At 68.8% G+C, this 14626-nt stretch carries 14 protein-coding genes and 2 pseudogenes; 4 read left to right on the top strand and 12 right to left on the bottom strand.

Annotated features, from left to right (window positions below):
* Nucleotides 1-99: 99 nt before the first annotated feature.
* From NUV94_02180 to NUV94_02150, 7 genes are all read right to left on the bottom strand, one after another.
* Nucleotides 100-1167, bottom strand: coding sequence for an ABC transporter permease (locus NUV94_02180; GenBank protein MCR4391597.1), 1068 nt, complete (start codon nucleotides 1165-1167; stop codon nucleotides 100-102).
* Nucleotides 1164-2369, bottom strand: coding sequence for an ABC transporter permease (locus NUV94_02175; protein MCR4391596.1), 1206 nt, complete (start codon nucleotides 2367-2369; stop codon nucleotides 1164-1166). Before NUV94_02175 ends, NUV94_02180 begins: the two co-directional genes overlap by 4 nt.
* Nucleotides 2366-3295 carry an ABC transporter ATP-binding protein gene (locus NUV94_02170; protein ID MCR4391595.1) on the bottom strand — a complete coding sequence of 310 codons (930 nt, stop codon included), beginning with the start codon at nucleotides 3293-3295 and terminating at the stop codon, nucleotides 2366-2368. Before NUV94_02170 ends, NUV94_02175 begins: the two co-directional genes overlap by 4 nt.
* Nucleotides 3296-3487: 192 nt before the next feature.
* A complete protein-coding gene (locus tag NUV94_02165) occupies nucleotides 3488-4228 on the bottom strand; it encodes an ABC transporter substrate-binding protein (protein MCR4391594.1) in 741 nt (246 codons plus the stop codon).
* Between the two features lie 238 nt (nucleotides 4229-4466).
* Nucleotides 4467-5351, bottom strand: coding sequence for a cation diffusion facilitator family transporter (locus NUV94_02160; protein ID MCR4391593.1), 885 nt, complete (start codon nucleotides 5349-5351; stop codon nucleotides 4467-4469).
* Nucleotides 5352-5394: 43 nt separating this feature from the next.
* Entirely contained in the window at nucleotides 5395-6330 is a 936-nt protein-coding gene (locus tag NUV94_02155) for a SufD family Fe-S cluster assembly protein (protein ID MCR4391592.1), read from the bottom strand.
* Nucleotides 6327-7055 carry an ABC transporter ATP-binding protein gene (locus NUV94_02150; protein MCR4391591.1) on the bottom strand — a complete coding sequence of 243 codons (729 nt, stop codon included), beginning with the start codon at nucleotides 7053-7055 and terminating at the stop codon, nucleotides 6327-6329. The genes NUV94_02155 and NUV94_02150 overlap by 4 nt, the downstream gene beginning before the upstream one ends.
* 286 nt (nucleotides 7056-7341) lie before the next feature.
* Here NUV94_02150 and cysK point away from each other — a divergent pair, with 286 nt between their 5' ends.
* The 3 genes and pseudogenes from cysK (at nucleotide 7342) to NUV94_02135 (ending at nucleotide 8865) form a co-directional block, all read left to right on the top strand.
* The gene (cysK, locus tag NUV94_02145) at nucleotides 7342-8271 is read left to right on the top strand and encodes a cysteine synthase A (GenBank protein ID MCR4391590.1); all 930 of its coding nucleotides are present in this window, start codon (nucleotides 7342-7344) and stop codon (nucleotides 8269-8271) included.
* Nucleotides 8264-8746 (top strand): annotated as a pseudogene (cysE, locus tag NUV94_02140) (serine O-acetyltransferase). The gene cysK and the pseudogene cysE overlap by 8 nt, the downstream one beginning before the upstream one ends.
* Nucleotides 8662-8865 (top strand): annotated as a pseudogene (locus NUV94_02135) (hypothetical protein). The pseudogenes cysE and NUV94_02135 overlap by 85 nt, the downstream one beginning before the upstream one ends.
* Here the strand turns inward: NUV94_02135 and NUV94_02130 are convergent.
* Together NUV94_02130 and NUV94_02125 are read right to left on the bottom strand one after the other, a co-directional pair.
* Nucleotides 8812-10530: a transglycosylase SLT domain-containing protein gene (locus NUV94_02130; protein MCR4391589.1), complete on the bottom strand. Its 1719-nt coding sequence runs from the start codon at nucleotides 10528-10530 to the stop codon at nucleotides 8812-8814. The pseudogene NUV94_02135 and the gene NUV94_02130 sit on opposite strands and share 54 nt — an antisense overlap.
* 166 nt (nucleotides 10531-10696) lie before the next feature.
* Entirely contained in the window at nucleotides 10697-11182 is a 486-nt protein-coding gene (locus NUV94_02125) for a hypothetical protein (GenBank protein MCR4391588.1), read from the bottom strand.
* A gap of 120 nt (nucleotides 11183-11302) precedes the next feature.
* On the opposite strand from NUV94_02125, the gene hutU reads away from it, so the two are divergent.
* Nucleotides 11303-12982, top strand: a complete 1680-nt coding sequence (hutU, locus tag NUV94_02120) for a urocanate hydratase (protein ID MCR4391587.1) — start codon at nucleotides 11303-11305, stop codon at nucleotides 12980-12982.
* Here hutU and NUV94_02115 read toward each other — a convergent pair.
* The 3 genes from NUV94_02115 to NUV94_02105 are packed head-to-tail and all read right to left on the bottom strand — an operon-like array spanning nucleotide 12959 to nucleotide 14626.
* Nucleotides 12959-13450, bottom strand: a complete 492-nt coding sequence (locus NUV94_02115) for an NUDIX hydrolase (protein ID MCR4391586.1) — start codon at nucleotides 13448-13450, stop codon at nucleotides 12959-12961. The genes hutU and NUV94_02115 overlap by 24 nt on opposite strands.
* Complete coding sequence (locus tag NUV94_02110; protein ID MCR4391585.1) at nucleotides 13434-13643, bottom strand: hypothetical protein; 210 nt, start codon at nucleotides 13641-13643, stop codon at nucleotides 13434-13436. Before NUV94_02110 ends, NUV94_02115 begins: the two co-directional genes overlap by 17 nt.
* On the bottom strand, nucleotides 13640-14626 hold the full coding sequence (locus NUV94_02105; protein MCR4391584.1) for an ABC transporter ATP-binding protein: 987 nt from the start codon (nucleotides 14624-14626) through the stop codon (nucleotides 13640-13642). Before NUV94_02105 ends, NUV94_02110 begins: the two co-directional genes overlap by 4 nt.

Raw genomic sequence — 14626 nt, 5'->3', positions numbered from 1 at the left:
GATGGGCACCATCGAACCGACGATGGCCCCATTGTACCCGCTCGCTCGGCCTCCGCCCACTGCTCGGCCGTGGACCGGTGGGACAGGACAAGCCGGGCACTACCGCCGGTCGGCGCTGACCACGTACCTCCCAAGCACCGGCAGGAGGAGCACCCCCAGGACGCCGAGCCCAACGGCCGTGCCCAGGAACTTCGTCGGCGACATGTCCCCAACTCCGGTCACATACCGCATTCCCTCCACCATGTACGTGAGGGGAAGGGCGCGGCTCACCGCCCGCAGGAACGACGGCATGAGCTCCACCGGGATGTACATCCCCGACAAGAACATCATGATCTGCGCCGCGATGTTGGCCACGGTGCTCGCGCTCCCTGGTCTCCGCACCACGAGGGCGATCAGCGTCCCGAGCCCCATCGTGCCCAGGGTCGCCGCCACGACGAAGGCTGTATAGAGCGGCCAGTTCACTTGGAACGCCGCGTTGAACAACGCCACCGCGAGAGCGAGCGTGATGAGCGTGGAGACGTACCCCACGGCCAGCCGCACGCCGGCGATGGCGGCAAGAAAGGCTCCCGGCGACATCGGGGTCACGATCAGGCGGTTGAGGAGCTTCCGCTCCTTCATGTACGTGATCCGCCCGGACACGGCGAACAGGCCGCTTGTGAGGATCGAGAACGCCATGATCCCGGGCACGATCATGTTGAACCAACTGGCTTTGGCCCGCCCGACGTGCACTTTCTCTACCCCCACCACCGAGGAGAGCCCCTGCCGGCGGAGGTCGAAGTCGGCGCTGATCCCGCGGGCTACTTCCTGGAACGCGTAGTTTTCCTGGACCCGCGTGGGATCGTAGAGGAAGAGGAGCATCTTTCCATCCCACACCAGCCCGAAGTCGACCCTCCGCTTCCCGAGGTCCACCTCGAGAGCCGCGCGATCCGAGTACCGGTGCACGTCCAACGGGCCTCGGCTGGACAACACCTGGTCCAGGACCTGGACCTCCGCTCCGGGGAGGACGGCGAGGCCGAGCTTCGTCGCCCGGTTGCCCTCGAGCCCGCCCCAGATAAAGCCGAAGATGAGGATGAACACGAGGGGAAACAGGAACGTGAAGAACAGGGCCATCTTGTCCCGTGCGAACACGAGGAATTGCGTGCGCAGGAGCTCCTTGAAGGCGTTCATCGTCCCACGTCCCAGCGAAGACGGCGTGCGGCTACCCCCGTGGCCAAGGCGATCCAACCAAGCGGGACGACGATCGTGAGCGGGACGGGCAGGATGCCTTGCGCCACCCCAAGCGAGGCACGCAACCCCTCGGCGAGGTAGGCCAGGGGATTGGCGTGGAGGAAGGGTTTGAGGAAGACGGGGAGGTCGGCGACCGGGAAGAATAGCCCGCTCAGGAACATCATCGGCATGTTGAGGATGTTGGCGATGGCCATCCCCGCGTTCGCCGTCTTGGCGAGCGACGCTACCAGGAACCCGAAGGAGAAAAACGTGGCCGCACTCAACACGAGGTACAGGATGGCCATGGGCCGGGCGAACTCAATGCTTGCCCCGAGCCCGAATCGCCCGACCAGGGCAAGCGAGACGAATTGGAGGAGGCACATCCCCATGTATCCCAGGCCGAACCCCATAAGGTACTGGGGCACGGTGAGCGGGGTCACCCAGTACCGGCGGAGGATGCGCTGATCCCGGGCGTAGAGGATCGTCCCGGGAACGCTGAACAGGCCCCCGATGAAGAACGCCATCAGGATCACCCCGGGGAGGAGGAAGTCCACGTATGCAATCTGCCTACGGCTAGTGCCGACCCACGCGATCTCGCTGGGCACGGCGTCTTCTGCCCGGTACAGGCCGGCGCGGGCGAGGAGCTCGCGGTCCAGGCTTGCCAGGACTTGCTCTACGAGAGCTTCCGCAAACCCCGACGCGGCGTTCCCTTCGCTCATGTAGACCTGGATGAGCCCGCTCGGCCCGGCTGCTGGCGGACGGCGCGCGGCAAACCCGTCCAGGACCCTTTCGCTGAACCCGGAAGGGATCACGATCAGCGCCGTACGGTCCCCCAGCCGCACCGCTTCCTTCTCCCGGGCGAGGAACCCCGCGACGTCTTCATCGGCAGCTGGGCGGCGGATGGCAAAAAGCGGCTCCTTCCCCTCTTTGGGGGCGATCCCCAACGCCAGGAACGCCTCCTCCACAACCTGGGCGAGCTCGCCGCGATCGAGGTTCACCAGGGCCACCTTGAAGCTCATCTCCCCCTCTCGACCGATCCGCCCGAAGATCAGGGTCAGGAGGGCCAGAAGCAGGAGCGGGAACACCACGAACCAAAACAGGGTCTCCCGCTCCCGCAACGCGGTGATCAGGTGGGCCCAGGCCAGGCGGAGGACCGCGGTCACTCGCGCAGCCTCCGGCCGGTGAGGGAGAGGAACACGTCCTCCAGGTTGGGCTGCCGCACGGCCATGTTCCGCAGCGGCATCTGGTGCTTGCGGGACCACGAAAGGAGCCGCTCCATCGTCGCCGCCAGGTCGGCCGACTTGAGGGTCACCAGGTTGCCGTCGGCCTGGACTTGTACACCGCAAGCGCCAAGCCCTTCGCGGGCCGGGGGTGGAAGGTCAGGGGCGTCGAACTCGATGATCGTGTCCTGCCCGAGGCTCGCCGCGAGCTCCCGTGGGGACCCTTGGGCGATGACGCGGCCGTGGTCCATGATGCACACGTGGTCGGACAGGGCCTCCGCCTCCTCCATGTAGTGGGTGGTGAGGATGATCGTCTTCCCTCTCTCCTTGAGGTCATCGATGACCGCCCACATGTTGCGGCGGGCCTGGGGGTCAAGGCCGGTGGTGGGCTCGTCCAGGAACACGAGATCTGGGTCGTTGATGAGGGCCACGCCGAGGGCCAGCCGCTGCTTCTGCCCGCCCGACAGATCCCGCACGAGTGCCCCAGCCTTGTCCTCGAGGGCGACGCGGGCGAGCACCTCGTCCACCGGAAGGGCCCGGTCGAAGAACGAGGCGAACAAGGCCAGCACCTCGCGCACCCTAAGGTACGGCTCGAACCCGCCCTCCTGGAGGAGGACCCCCATCCGCTGCTTCATCGCCGGGGTCACCCGCCGGACCCGCGTCCCAAATACCTCGATCTCCCCGCTGTCGGGTTCGCGGATCCCCGCCAGGATCTCCAGGGTCGTGGTCTTCCCGGCCCCGTTCGGGCCGAGGATGGTGAACACCGATCCTTGCGGGACAGAGAACGAGATCCCGTCCACGGCCCGCACCGCACCGTAGGTCTTCCTCAGGTCTCGCACCTTGAGCAGCGCCTGGCTTTCCTGTGTCATCCCGTCTCCCCGAAGCGAATTCAGCCAGCATGGTACCCCGCGGCCGGCCTGGCCGGCAACGCAGGAGCCAACGTGTTGGGGACGCCCCCCGGCTCGGATGGGCGCGCCTCGACAAGGTCACCGGGGTATACGGGCGTGGCGGACACCGGATTTGACCTCCGCGAAAGCGCATTGCGTCCGCACGAGACTGGGTTAGACTGGGCCATTCTCACGCTCATGGAAGGGGCGAACATGAAACTGAATCCCGTGCTGCGTGATGTCCCGGACTACAAGCGGTTCCTGACCGTGGATGAGTTGAACGGGAGCGCCGAGCGCCTGGCCCGGCAGCACCCGCAGACGGTTCGCCTCGTGCCCATCGGCCGGTCCACGGATGGGGAGACGATCCGCATGCTGCGCATCGGCCACGGTCCGGAACAACTCCTCTTCTTTGCCTGTCCGCATCCCAACGAGCCCATCGGTGCCATGACCTTGGAGTACCTGTCGCACCGCCTGGCTGAGGATGACCAGCACCGTGTACCGATCGATGGCGCGGACGCTGGTGATGCTCGCCAGGTTGAGGTTCGGGGCCAACTCCTTGGCCCTTTGGATGGAGTACGCCACATCGTCGGCCACTACCTCCCGGGCCTGCCCCTTGGGGAACACCTCGTTGTCGTCCTGGAACATCGCCCCCTCGCGCAGGTGGAAGATCCAGGTCGTGTCGTCCACCAGCTCCCAGCTCGTAGCCAGCTCGGGCTTAGGTAGGAAGTCGTCCTTGCCCAAGATCACCAGCGAGTCGAAGATCTGGCTGGCCACGTGGATGTCGTCGTTGCGCCCGAGCAGCTTCATTGGGTCGATGTTCTGGAGGTCCATGGCCCTAATCCGCAGCACGCCGCCCTGACGCGCGCCAAGGGCCACCGCGGACAGCAAGCTCAAACCGAGAACCGCAAGAACCATCACCCATGATCTACGTGCCATTCCTCCCTTCCTCGAAGTCATTCCATGGGGAACCGCCCACCCGGCCATGCCTGGTTGCCGTACTTCGTCCGTTCTCACCCCCTCGCACGCGCTGAGCCGTCCCGAATGGGAGCCCGGCATGGATTCGCCCCCCGCGAATGCGGCAAGTCTAACCGCCGATGGGTTTTCTGCAAAAGAGGCGCCCATCCTTTTGGGATCGACCACCTGGACCGGCGGATCACCGTGGGTGGCCGCCAGGGCCGAGGCAGGCCAGCGTCCCCTGGCCGCAGCTTGGGCACTCGAACTGGATCGTGGTGTGCTGGATCCCGAACTCATCCGCCAGAACTCGCTTGAGCTCCTGCATCACCGCCTGGGTCTCGCTTAGGGCTTGGTCGGCGAGCACGATGTGGGCGCTCAGGGCGGCGTATCCCGGCCCCACCGCCCACACGTGGAGGTCGTGCACCTCGGCCACCCCGGGCACCTGGGCCATCGCCGCTCCCACCGCCGTCGCCGACAGGCCCTCCGGCACCCCTTCGGCCAGGATGTGCACCGACCGCCGCAGCACCCGCCATGCCCCGACCAGGATCACCAGCCCTATCAGGACGCTTACCATCGGGTCGACCGGGATCCACCCGGTGGTGAGGATCACCACCCCGGCGGCGATCGCCCCCACCGAGCCGAGGATATCCCCGAGCACGTGCAGGAAGGCGCTGTGCACGTTCAGATCCTGTTTCTCGTGTTTGCGCAGCATCCAAGCTACGGCCAGGTTGGCGGCCAAGCCGGCCGCGGCCACGGCGAGCATCGGCCCGGCCAGGACCGGGCCAGGCTCCCGCAGCCGGGCCCACGCCTCGCGGAAGATCCCCAGTGCCACCACCGCGAGCGTCGCCCCGTTGACCAACGCCGCCAGGACCTGGAGGCGGTGGAACCCGTAGGTGTGCCGGTCGTCCGGAGGGCGGGCCGCCAGCCGCAGGGCGGCGTAGCTCAGGCCCAGGGCGAATGCATCGAGGAACACGTGCGCGGCGTCGGAGAGGAGGGCCAGGCTGCCGGTGAGGAGCCCGCCCACCACCTCCGCGGCGCACACGAGGCCGGTCAGGACGAGGGCGATCGCGAGCCGGTGCTCCATGCCCGGGGTTGGCCCAACCCTACTGCCCGCCGCAGCACCCATGCTACTGGAGCATCCCCCGGATGATCACGTCCACCGCCCGCTCCTCATCGAGGCCCCGGGCCATCAGGGTCTCCAGCTCCTTCTTGTCGACGGTGCCGATCGCCGCCTCGTGGGTCACGTAGGCGCGAGGATCGGTGACCTTGACCCGCGGGATCGCGCTCGCCACCGCTTGGTCGCGCACGATCTCCACGCAGTCCACGTGGCCGCGGGCCAGCGGGGCGTTTCCTTCGGTGGTGCCGATGATCTGGCTTGTGGCCCGGTCGCGCACGGCGATGCGGGCCTTGACCAGGCCCCGCGCCCCCTCCCCGTTGAGGCAGATCGTTTCCTGGACCACGATCTGGTCGTCGCCGTACCCGTAGACCTTGGTGACGAGTTCGGCCACGCCCCGGGCGGCCACGTCCACCGCATAGTCGAACCGGAGCACCCCCACCCGGCCCGAGGTGAGCACGAACTCCCCCGTGTACCGGCCGCCCTCGTCCACCGTCACATGGGCCTTGGGCGCCACCTCGACTCCGCCGGTCTCGCCGTGGTAGTGGGTCTCGCGGTAGGCCATGGACGCGCCGCGGCCCACGTGGATCTCCCCCTCCATCAGGTGCACCACCCGCTCCGCATTGGGGAACGTGCAGTGGGCCACGAACTCCACCGCCGCCCCGGCCCCGATCTCGAACACGGGGAGGATCCGCTGGATCCCCTCCTTGGGGATCACCCCGAAACAGAGGTGGGCCGGAGTGGGAAGCTTCACCCCCGGCTCGACCACGATCCGCGCCCGGACCCCGTCCGGGAGCTCCTCGGCAAGGAGGTGAACCCCGCGCACCTCGTTCGCCCCCAGCACCCGGTTCCCGCTCACCACCATGCTCACCACCTTTGAGGAGCGCAGGAAGTGCGGGTTCCCCCCGGACCGTTCGTACGCCTTGAGGATCGCGTCGAAGTCGCTCACGGCATCCTCTGGCCTGCCTCGCACGGCTGGCAACGCCGGGCGTAGTAGTCGCGCACCGTTTGGGGATCGCCCACCTCGAGGATCTCCCCTTGGCACATCAACGCCGCCACGTCGGCCACCGGCACCATCTCGTCGCGGTGGGTGATGAGGAGGACCGCGGTGCCCTGGGCGGCCAGCCCGCGGATGAGGCGGCCGATGGCGTCAAGGGAGAGGACGTCGATCCCGGAGTCGGGTTCGTCCAAGATCGCGAGCCTAGGCCGCATCGCGTACACCGCGGCGAGCTCGATCCGCTTCCGCTCCCCGCCGGAAAGCACATCGTTCACCGCCCGCTCCATGTAGGTGAGGGGAGAGAGCCCGGCCGCGGTCAGGGCTTCCTCCATGGCCGCCCGGGACGGCTCCCTCATCCCCAGGGCTAGGTAGTCCTTGACCTTGATCCCCTCGAACCGGGCCGGGTCCTGCCAGGCCAGGGTCATCCCGAGCCGGGCCCGCTCGGTGACGGAAAGGTGGGTGATGTCCTGGCCGTCGAACAGGATCCGTCCAGACGATGGGGCATAGCCGCCGCAGCCCATCAGGGCGTAGGCCAGGCTCGACTTCCCGCACCCGTTGCGGCCGAGGAGCCCGAACACCTGGGCCGGGGCCACGGTCAGGTTAACGTCGCGGAGGATGGTAACCCCATCGCGTTCGAGCCGCAGGTGCTCCACCTTCAGCATGTAGCCGTTCGTCATGTTCCCTCCCTCCTTGGGAGGCCGGAGAAACCGGATCTTAAGTCCATTCTAACCTCGAACGCGGCCGGCTACCTCCCGGGGGTTGACCGAGGAGCGGCGGCGCGGTATGTTCCTCCAACATTTCATCCACCCAGGGGGTGACAGGTATGCAGAGGACGAACATCGCGGTCATGGGTGATCGCCTTTGTTGCCCCGCCTTCACCCCGGCCGCCAGCTGATCCCCGGAGGTCCTCCCAGGTTCCCATCCGATTCACCGGCTCGCCCTTCACCCGCGAAGGAGGTCCGGATGCGCGTTGCCAGTAGCCTGATCGACCTCATCGGGGCCGCGCCGCTCGTGCGCCTGAGCCGGATCGGGCGCGGTCTCCCCGGGGAGCTCCTGGGGAAGCTCGAGATGCGGAACCCACTCGGGAGCGTCAAGGACCGGATCGCGTGGGCGATGGTCCGCGACGCCGAGGAGCGGGGGCTGCTCGGTCCGGGAGGCATCGTGGTGGAGCCCACTTCCGGCAACACTGGGATTGGCCTGGCGTTCGTGTGCGCGCTGCGCGGGTACCGCCTCGTCCTCACCATGCCCGACACGATGTCCCCGGAACGCTCACGCATCCTCCGGGCCCTCGGGGCGGAGGTGGTGCTCACCCCGGGGAGGGAGGGGATGGCGGGGGCGGTGGCGAAGGCCGAGGAACTCGTGCGCCAGCTGGGCGCGTTCATGCCCAACCAGTTCGTCAACCCCGCCAACCCCCGCATCCACGAGGAGACCACGGCCGAGGAGATCTGGGGGGATACCGAAGGGAAGGTGGACATCTTCGTGGCCGGAATCGGCACCGGGGGGACGATCACCGGGGTGGGCCGGGTCCTCAAGCGGCGGAAGCCTGGGGTGCACGTGGTGGGGGTGGAGCCAGCCGGGTCCCCGATCCTGTCCGGTGGAGTCCCGGGGCGGCACCGGATTCAGGGGATCGGGGCGGGATTCGTGCCGCCCATCCTGGACCGCACGGTCATCGATGAGGTCCTGACCGTGACCGAGGAGGAGGCAGAGGAGGGGGCCCGGAGGCTCGCCCGGGAAGAGGGGATCCTGGCCGGGATCTCGTCCGGGGCGGCGCTGAGCGCGGCGCTGCGGGTGGCGGCCCGGCCGGAGGCCGCGGGGAAGACCCTGGTGGTGATCCTCCCCGACACCGGGGAGCGGTACCTGTCCACCGGCCTGTTCGGGGGTCCCCATGTTTAGGGGCATGGGGGAGGACATCCGGGCGATGATGGCCCGGGACCCGGCGGCCCGGCATCCCCTGGAGGTCCTGTTGTGCTACCCCGGCCTCCACGCGGTGTGGATGCACCGGGTGAACCACGGGCTGTGGCAACATGGGCTGAAGCTGTTGGCCCGGCTCCTTGCCCACCTCACCCGCTGGGCCACCGGGGTGGAGATCCACCCAGGGGCCCGGCTTGGCCGGCGGGTGACCATCGATCACGGGATGGGGGTGGTCATCGGGGAGACCGCGGAGATCGGAGATGACGTGCACCTCTATTCCGGGGTGGTCATCGGGGCCACCACCCACCGCCGGGGCAAGCGCCACCCCACGATCGAGGACGGGGTCGTGATCGGGGCGGGGGCGGTGCTCTTGGGGCCGATCCGGGTAGGACGGGGGGCCAAGATCGGGGCCGGGGCAGTGGTGCGGGAGGACGTGCCCGCCGGAGCGGTGGTCCTTGCCCCCACCCCCGCTGTCCTCATCCCGGCCCCCGCCCCCGAGCCTGCGGTCGCGATGGACCCCGATCAGGGGGAATAGAGCCACCGGTACACAAGCCAGGACTGGAGGACCTTGGCTAGGTACTCCCGGGTCTCGCTGGATACAAGGGCCCCGGGGAGGTCGGCCGGGGAGGGAAGCCCGCCGGCAGTCCACCGCTGGACGTTCCCCGGCCCGCCGTTGTACGCGGCCACCGCCCGGGCCACGTCTCCCCCGAACTGGCCAAGGAGATGGCCGAGGTACCACGTGCCGAGCTGGATGTTGACCTCAGGCCGGAACAGGTCTGCCTCCCGGTACGTGCCCTTGAGCTTTTCCTCCGCGATCCACCGGGCGGTGGATGGGAGGAGCTGCATCAGGCCCCGGGCGTCGGACGAGGAGACCGCGGTGGGAGAAAACCCGCTTTCCTCGCGCATCACGGCGAGCACAAGGAGCGGGTCCACCCCGTACGCACTGGCCCATCGCTGAACCGTGTCCCAGTGTGCCAAAGGATAGGCGAGGCGATAGCCCCGCGGGCAGGGGTGCACGGCCAGGACTTCGGATCCGATCCGGAAGGCAGAGCGCCAGTCCCCTTGGGCGTAGAACCACTCTCCGATGGCGAGCTTGTCCGCGACGGACGCCCTTTTCAGGGCCACCTCCAGCTCCACCCGGGCCCAGGCCTCGCCCTCCTCCCCCGGGAGATGGCGGACCAGGGCGTCCGCCACCCGCACCGCCTGAGGGGTGGTGCGGGGAGGGTTGGGGGCAAGGGTGGGGACCGGCGGGGGGCGGTAGGTCCCGAGGAGCCAGGTGAACGCGGACGGGAGGAGCTTCGCCATGTCCCCGGTCTTTTCCGCTTCGCCGCGACGACGGTAGAGGAGGTAGGCGCGCAGGGCGGCATCGTCGCGGACGCGGTGCGTCCCTTGGGCGAGCTCCCGGTACAGGGCCAAGGCCTCCCCTTCCCGGCCCGCGGCCTCCAGGAGCCGGGCCGCCCGCCACCGGGCCTCGGGGTCGGCGGATGCGCGGTAGGCGGCGATCGCCTCCTCCCTCCGGCCCATCGCTTCCAGGAGCCGGCCGGCGGAGTAGGCCCCGGCCGCGCCCAGGGCGCGGTACACCGCCAGGGCCCGCTCCGCCTCCCCGGCCCGCTCCAGCGCCTGCCCGTAGGCAAGCCGAACCCCGGTGTCCCCGGACGAGGCCGCGAGGTACCGCTCGTACTCGACCACCGCTTCCTTGACCCGCCCGAGGCCGGCCAGAGCCCGCGCCCGCTCCAGCGCCGCCGGGGTCCCGGTGAGCGGGGCGAGGAGGGCCAGGGCCTCGGCGTACTGGCCGGCCCCGTTCAGCCGCGACGCCGCCCGCACCGGATCGTGCTCGAGGCGGATCACCGCCTGGACCGCCTCCCGACGGGGAAGGAGACGTTCCCATTCCGCCAAGGCCTCCTCCCGGCGGCCGGCCCCCTCCAGGGCCAGGGCGAGCTCCTGCCGCAGGTCAGAGGTGGCGCGCAGGGCCAGGGCGATGCGGAAGTGCACGACCGCGGCCTGATAGTTCCCAGCGGCCGCGTGGGTCCGGCCCGCGAGGACCCGGGCCTGCCAGCCCACCCCGTCCTCCCGGACGGCCAGCGCCTCCAGCTCAGGGAGCGTCCCGGGAAGGCCCTCCTGCGCCCGCCATAGGGCCTGCCAGCCCGCCAATTCCGGAGGAGAGGCGGACGGAATGGCAAGGAGGATGGAGAGACCGAGGAGCGTCCCGAGCACCAGAAGCGGCCCCAGCATCGCCTTCATCGTTCACCCCTCATCGCAGCCAGCGTAGGGTCGATCCTGCGGAGGAGAAAGGACGTCATGCCCATGACCGAGGGACGTCACGGCGACCGCCGGGCGAAATGGAGAGGGTCGTGAAGAACAGCACGGGGCGGACAGCCGCCCGCCCCGGCAAGACGGATCGTTCGACCTAGAAGCTCACGAACAGGCCCAGGCCGGGAGCTAGGTTCCCCTGGAACCCGGCGGGCAGGAGGACCCCCAGGAACCGAATCTGCGCGTACAAGCCGAACCCCTCGCCGAGGGGCCAGAACGCGCCGCCCAGTCCGTTCACGGTGAACGCACCGATCACGTTGCCTACCGGATCGATCACCATGAACGCCCCACCGCCTCCACCAAAGTAGGGCTGGAATCCCTCGAGTGGAAGGGTGATCAGAAACGCCCCATCGACCACAAACGCGTAAAAGCCGGCGGCAGCGAACATCGTGGACAGGGTGAACCGGATGCCTTGGCTCTCGCCAAACGGGATCTGGGCGAATATGTCGAACACCGGAGAACCAGCCATGAAACTCCCGCCCACCCCCAGCTTGGTCGGCGGCGCGGCTGTCTCCTCCGCCCACGCTGGCAAGAACGCAAGACACAACACGATCAGCCCCACAAGCGCCGTTGTCCGTCTCATCGTGTTCCACCTCCCGGTGAAGTGGGACATTCTACCCGGTTCCCCTCTCCCGCTGCCAGACCCTCCGCCCGAGTTCCCTTTACCATGCCCTGCCCCTGGTCTAAGATTCACCGGGAAACGATGGCGGACATCACGGTGACGCGGACGGTGCGGGCCCCACGGGGCATCAAGCTCACGTGCAAGGGGTGGCTTCAGGAAGCGGCCCTGCGCATGCTCATGAACAACCTCGACCCCGAGGTGGCCGGGGACCCTGCCCACCTCATCGTCTACGGCGGAACCGGAAAGGCCGCCCGCTCCTGGGAGGATTTCGACATCATCGTCCGCTGCCTCCGGGAGCTCGAGGGCGACGAGACCTTGGTGGTCCAGTCCGGTCGGGCCGTGGCCATCTTCAAGACCCATGAGGATGCCCCGCGGGTCCTCATCGCCAACGCCATGCTTGTTCCGGAGTGGGCCACCTGGGAGAAGTTCCGGGAACTCGAGCGCTTGGGCCTCACCATGTACGGCCAGATGACCGCCGGAAGCTGGATCTACATTGGGACCCAGGGGATCCTCCAGGGCACCTACGAGACCTTGGCCGAGTGCGCCCGCCAGCACTTCGGGGGGACGCTCCGGGGCCGGCTCGTCCTCACCGCCGGCCTTGGGGAGATGGGGGGCGCCCAGCCCCTGGCGATCACGATGAACGACGGGGTAGGCTTGATCGTCGAGATCAACCCCGACAAGATCCAACGCCGCCTATCCCTGGCCCAGCTCGACACGTGGACCGACTCCTTGGATGAGGCCCTGCGGATCGCAGAGGAGCACCGGAGGAAGGGCGAGCCCATCTCCATTGGCCTTCTGGGGAACGCGGCCGACGTGTACCCGGAGCTTCTGCGGCGGGGCGTCATCCCGGACGTGGTCACGGACCAGACGGCCGCCCACGATGAGCTCCACGGGTACGTGCCCGGGGGGATGAGCTATGAGGAGGCGCTCCGGCTCCGCAAGCGGGATCCGAAAGCGTACATCGAGCTTTCCTACCAGTCCATGGTCCGCCACGTGCGGGCGATGGTCGCCATGAAGGAGGCCGGGGCGGTGACGTTCGACTACGGGAACGCCCTCCGCGCCCAAGCCAAGAAGGGCGGCTTCGACCAGGCGTTCGCGTTCCCGGGGTTCGTCGAGGCCTACATCCGGCCCATGTTCTGCGCGGGGAAGGGCCCGTTCCGGTGGGCGGCCCTGTCCGGGGACCCGGGGGACATCCTGCGCACGGACCGGGCGATCCTCGACCTCTTCCCCCAGGACGCCTCCCTCCGGCGGTGGATTGAGAGGGCGGAGGCCAAGGTCCGGTTCCAGGGGCTGCCGGCCCGGATCTGCTGGCTTGGCTACGGGGAGCGGGCCGAGGCCGGCCTCCGCTTCAACGAGCTCGTCCGCCGCGGCGAGGTCCAGGCCCCCATCGTGATCGGCCGGGACCACCTGGACTCGGGCTCGGTGGCTTCACCTTATCGGGAGACCGAGGGCATGAAGGATGGCTCGGATGCCATCGCCGACTGGCCGATCCTGAACGCCCTTCTCAACGCGGTCTGTGGGGCGACCTGGGTCGCGGTGCACCACGGGGGCGGGGTGGGGATCGGAAAGAGCATCCACGCGGGGATGGTCATCGTCGCCGATGGCACGGAGGCGGCTGGGAGGCGCCTGGAACGGGTGCTCACCGTGGACCCCGGCCTGGGGGTGGCCCGCCACGCCGATGCCGGCTACGAGGCGGCGATCCGCATCGCCCGGGAGCGTGGGGTGCGGGTCCCCAAGCTAGAGGAGGGCCAGGACGGCTAGGGTCTTCCCATCCCCTTGGCCGGTCCGGGCGAGCCTCCGCACCTCCTGTGGGGAGAAGAACCGCACTTCCGCGACCTCCGCCCGGGCCACTGGGGTCCCTTCCACCCCCTGGGCCAAGAACAGGAAGATCCTCTCCGTGGAATACCCCGGGGTGGGGTAGATCAGGCCCAAGAACCGCCACTGCCGGGCGGAAAGCCCCGTTTCCTCGAGGAGCTCCCGTTTGGCCACGGCGAGCGGCCTCTCCTCGGGCTCAAGGGTTCCGGCGGGGATCTCCCAGAGGGGCTTCCCCGCCCCTTCCCGGTGCTGGCGGACAAGGAGGAGGCGGCCGTACCCGTCCACCACGACCATGCCCACCGCCCCGGGGTGGACCACGACCTCCCGGCTCCCCTCCGGGGTGGAGCGGAGGAGGACGGTGAGGAGCCGCCCGCGGAACACGGGCCGGCCGCCCGCGTCACTCGTCCCCGTCACGGCCGGAGGGCCGGAAGTAGCTTGTGGCGCCGATGAGGCCCAGGATGAGCCCCCCCACGGACAGGGTGAAGGACAAAAACCCGAGCGCCAGCGACGGCGCGAGGACCTTGAGGAACATGAGGAACGCGAGCACCACCGCGAGCACCATGGCCATGACCCCCACCAGGAGGAGGGTCCCCGGCCGCGCGGTCATGGGCCCCCTCGGTACAGCCAGCACGACACGAAGTGGTCCCGGGTCGGCTCGAACTCCGGCGGCACCTCCTTCTCGCACAGGCCCTCGATCTTGGCCGGGCAGCGGGGGTGGAAGCGACAGCCGTCGGGCGGCCGCACGAGGCTCGGCGGCTCCCCTGGCGGCACGTCCCGGTACCGCCGCGCGTTCTCCGGATCAGGGTCGGGGATCGCCGCCAGGAGGGCCTTGGCGTAGGGGTGGAGGGTATTGTGCACGATCTCCCGCACGTCGGTTTTCTCCACAACCTTCGCCGCGTACATGATAAAGACGCGCTCCGAGAAGTAGCGCACGGTGGATAGATCGTGGGTGATGTAGATCACCCCGAGGTCGTGGGCCTTCTGGATGCGGCGCATGAGCTCCAGGATCTCCACCCGCACCGAGGCGTCGAGCATGGACACCGGCTCGTCGGCGACGATGAGGGACGGGCGGAGGGCCATCGCCCGGGCGATGACGAGCCGCTGCTGCTGGCCTCCGGAGAGCATGTGGGGGAACTTGTTGAGGAAGTCGGCCACCGGCACGAGCCGCACCTCCTCCAGGACCTCCCGCACCCGGTCCTCCCGCTCCCGCTCCGTCCCCACCTTGTTCACGATCATCGGCTCCAGGAGGATCCGCCGCACGGTCATGAACGGGGGAAGGGCCCCGTAGGGGTCCTGTTGGACGAACCCCACCCGGGAGTGGAGCCAGGCGAACGCGCGGGGGTCGCCGTTCAGCCTCCGGCCGGCGAACAGGATCTCCCCCTTGGTCACCGGCGCCAGCCCCAGGATCGTCTTGATGAGGGTCGTCTTCCCGGAACCGCTCTCCCCGACCACGGTCAGGGCCTCGCCCTGGCGGAGGTCGAAGCTCACCCCGTCCACCGCCCGGACGTAGCCGGCGCGGAAGAACCCCCACTTCCTCAGCTCGTACCAGGTGTGGAGATCTTTCACTGTGAGCAGGATCTCGTTGGACAT

The sequence above is a fragment of the Candidatus Acetothermia bacterium genome (assembly GCA_024653305.1).
In the GTDB taxonomy this organism is placed as follows: domain Bacteria; phylum Bipolaricaulota; class Bipolaricaulia; order Bipolaricaulales; family Bipolaricaulaceae; genus JACIWI01.
Note: the sequence above shows the minus strand (reverse complement) of the source record. Positions and strands in the feature narration are given on the sequence as shown.

Excerpts from the sequence above, each read along its gene's own strand:
- NUV94_02180 (MCR4391597.1), bottom strand. The coding sequence starts at position 1,167 with ATGAACGCCTTCAAGGAGCTCCTGCGCACGCAATTCCTCGTGTTCGCA.
- NUV94_02170 (MCR4391595.1), bottom strand. The coding sequence starts at position 3,295 with ATGACACAGGAAAGCCAGGCGCTGCTCAAGGTGCGAGACCTGAGGAAG.
- NUV94_02165 (MCR4391594.1), bottom strand. The coding sequence starts at position 4,228 with ATGGTTCTTGCGGTTCTCGGTTTGAGCTTGCTGTCCGCGGTGGCCCTT.
- NUV94_02160 (MCR4391593.1), bottom strand. The coding sequence starts at position 5,351 with ATGGAGCACCGGCTCGCGATCGCCCTCGTCCTGACCGGCCTCGTGTGC.
- NUV94_02150 (MCR4391591.1), bottom strand. The coding sequence starts at position 7,055 with ATGACGAACGGCTACATGCTGAAGGTGGAGCACCTGCGGCTCGAACGC.
- cysK (MCR4391590.1), top strand. The coding sequence starts at position 7,342 with ATGCGCGTTGCCAGTAGCCTGATCGACCTCATCGGGGCCGCGCCGCTC.
- NUV94_02130 (MCR4391589.1), bottom strand. The coding sequence starts at position 10,530 with ATGAAGGCGATGCTGGGGCCGCTTCTGGTGCTCGGGACGCTCCTCGGT.
- NUV94_02125 (MCR4391588.1), bottom strand. The coding sequence starts at position 11,182 with ATGAGACGGACAACGGCGCTTGTGGGGCTGATCGTGTTGTGTCTTGCG.
- hutU (MCR4391587.1), top strand. The coding sequence starts at position 11,303 with ATGGCGGACATCACGGTGACGCGGACGGTGCGGGCCCCACGGGGCATC.
- NUV94_02110 (MCR4391585.1), bottom strand. The coding sequence starts at position 13,643 with ATGACCGCGCGGCCGGGGACCCTCCTCCTGGTGGGGGTCATGGCCATG.
- NUV94_02105 (MCR4391584.1), bottom strand. The coding sequence starts at position 14,626 with ATGTCCAACGAGATCCTGCTCACAGTGAAAGATCTCCACACCTGGTAC.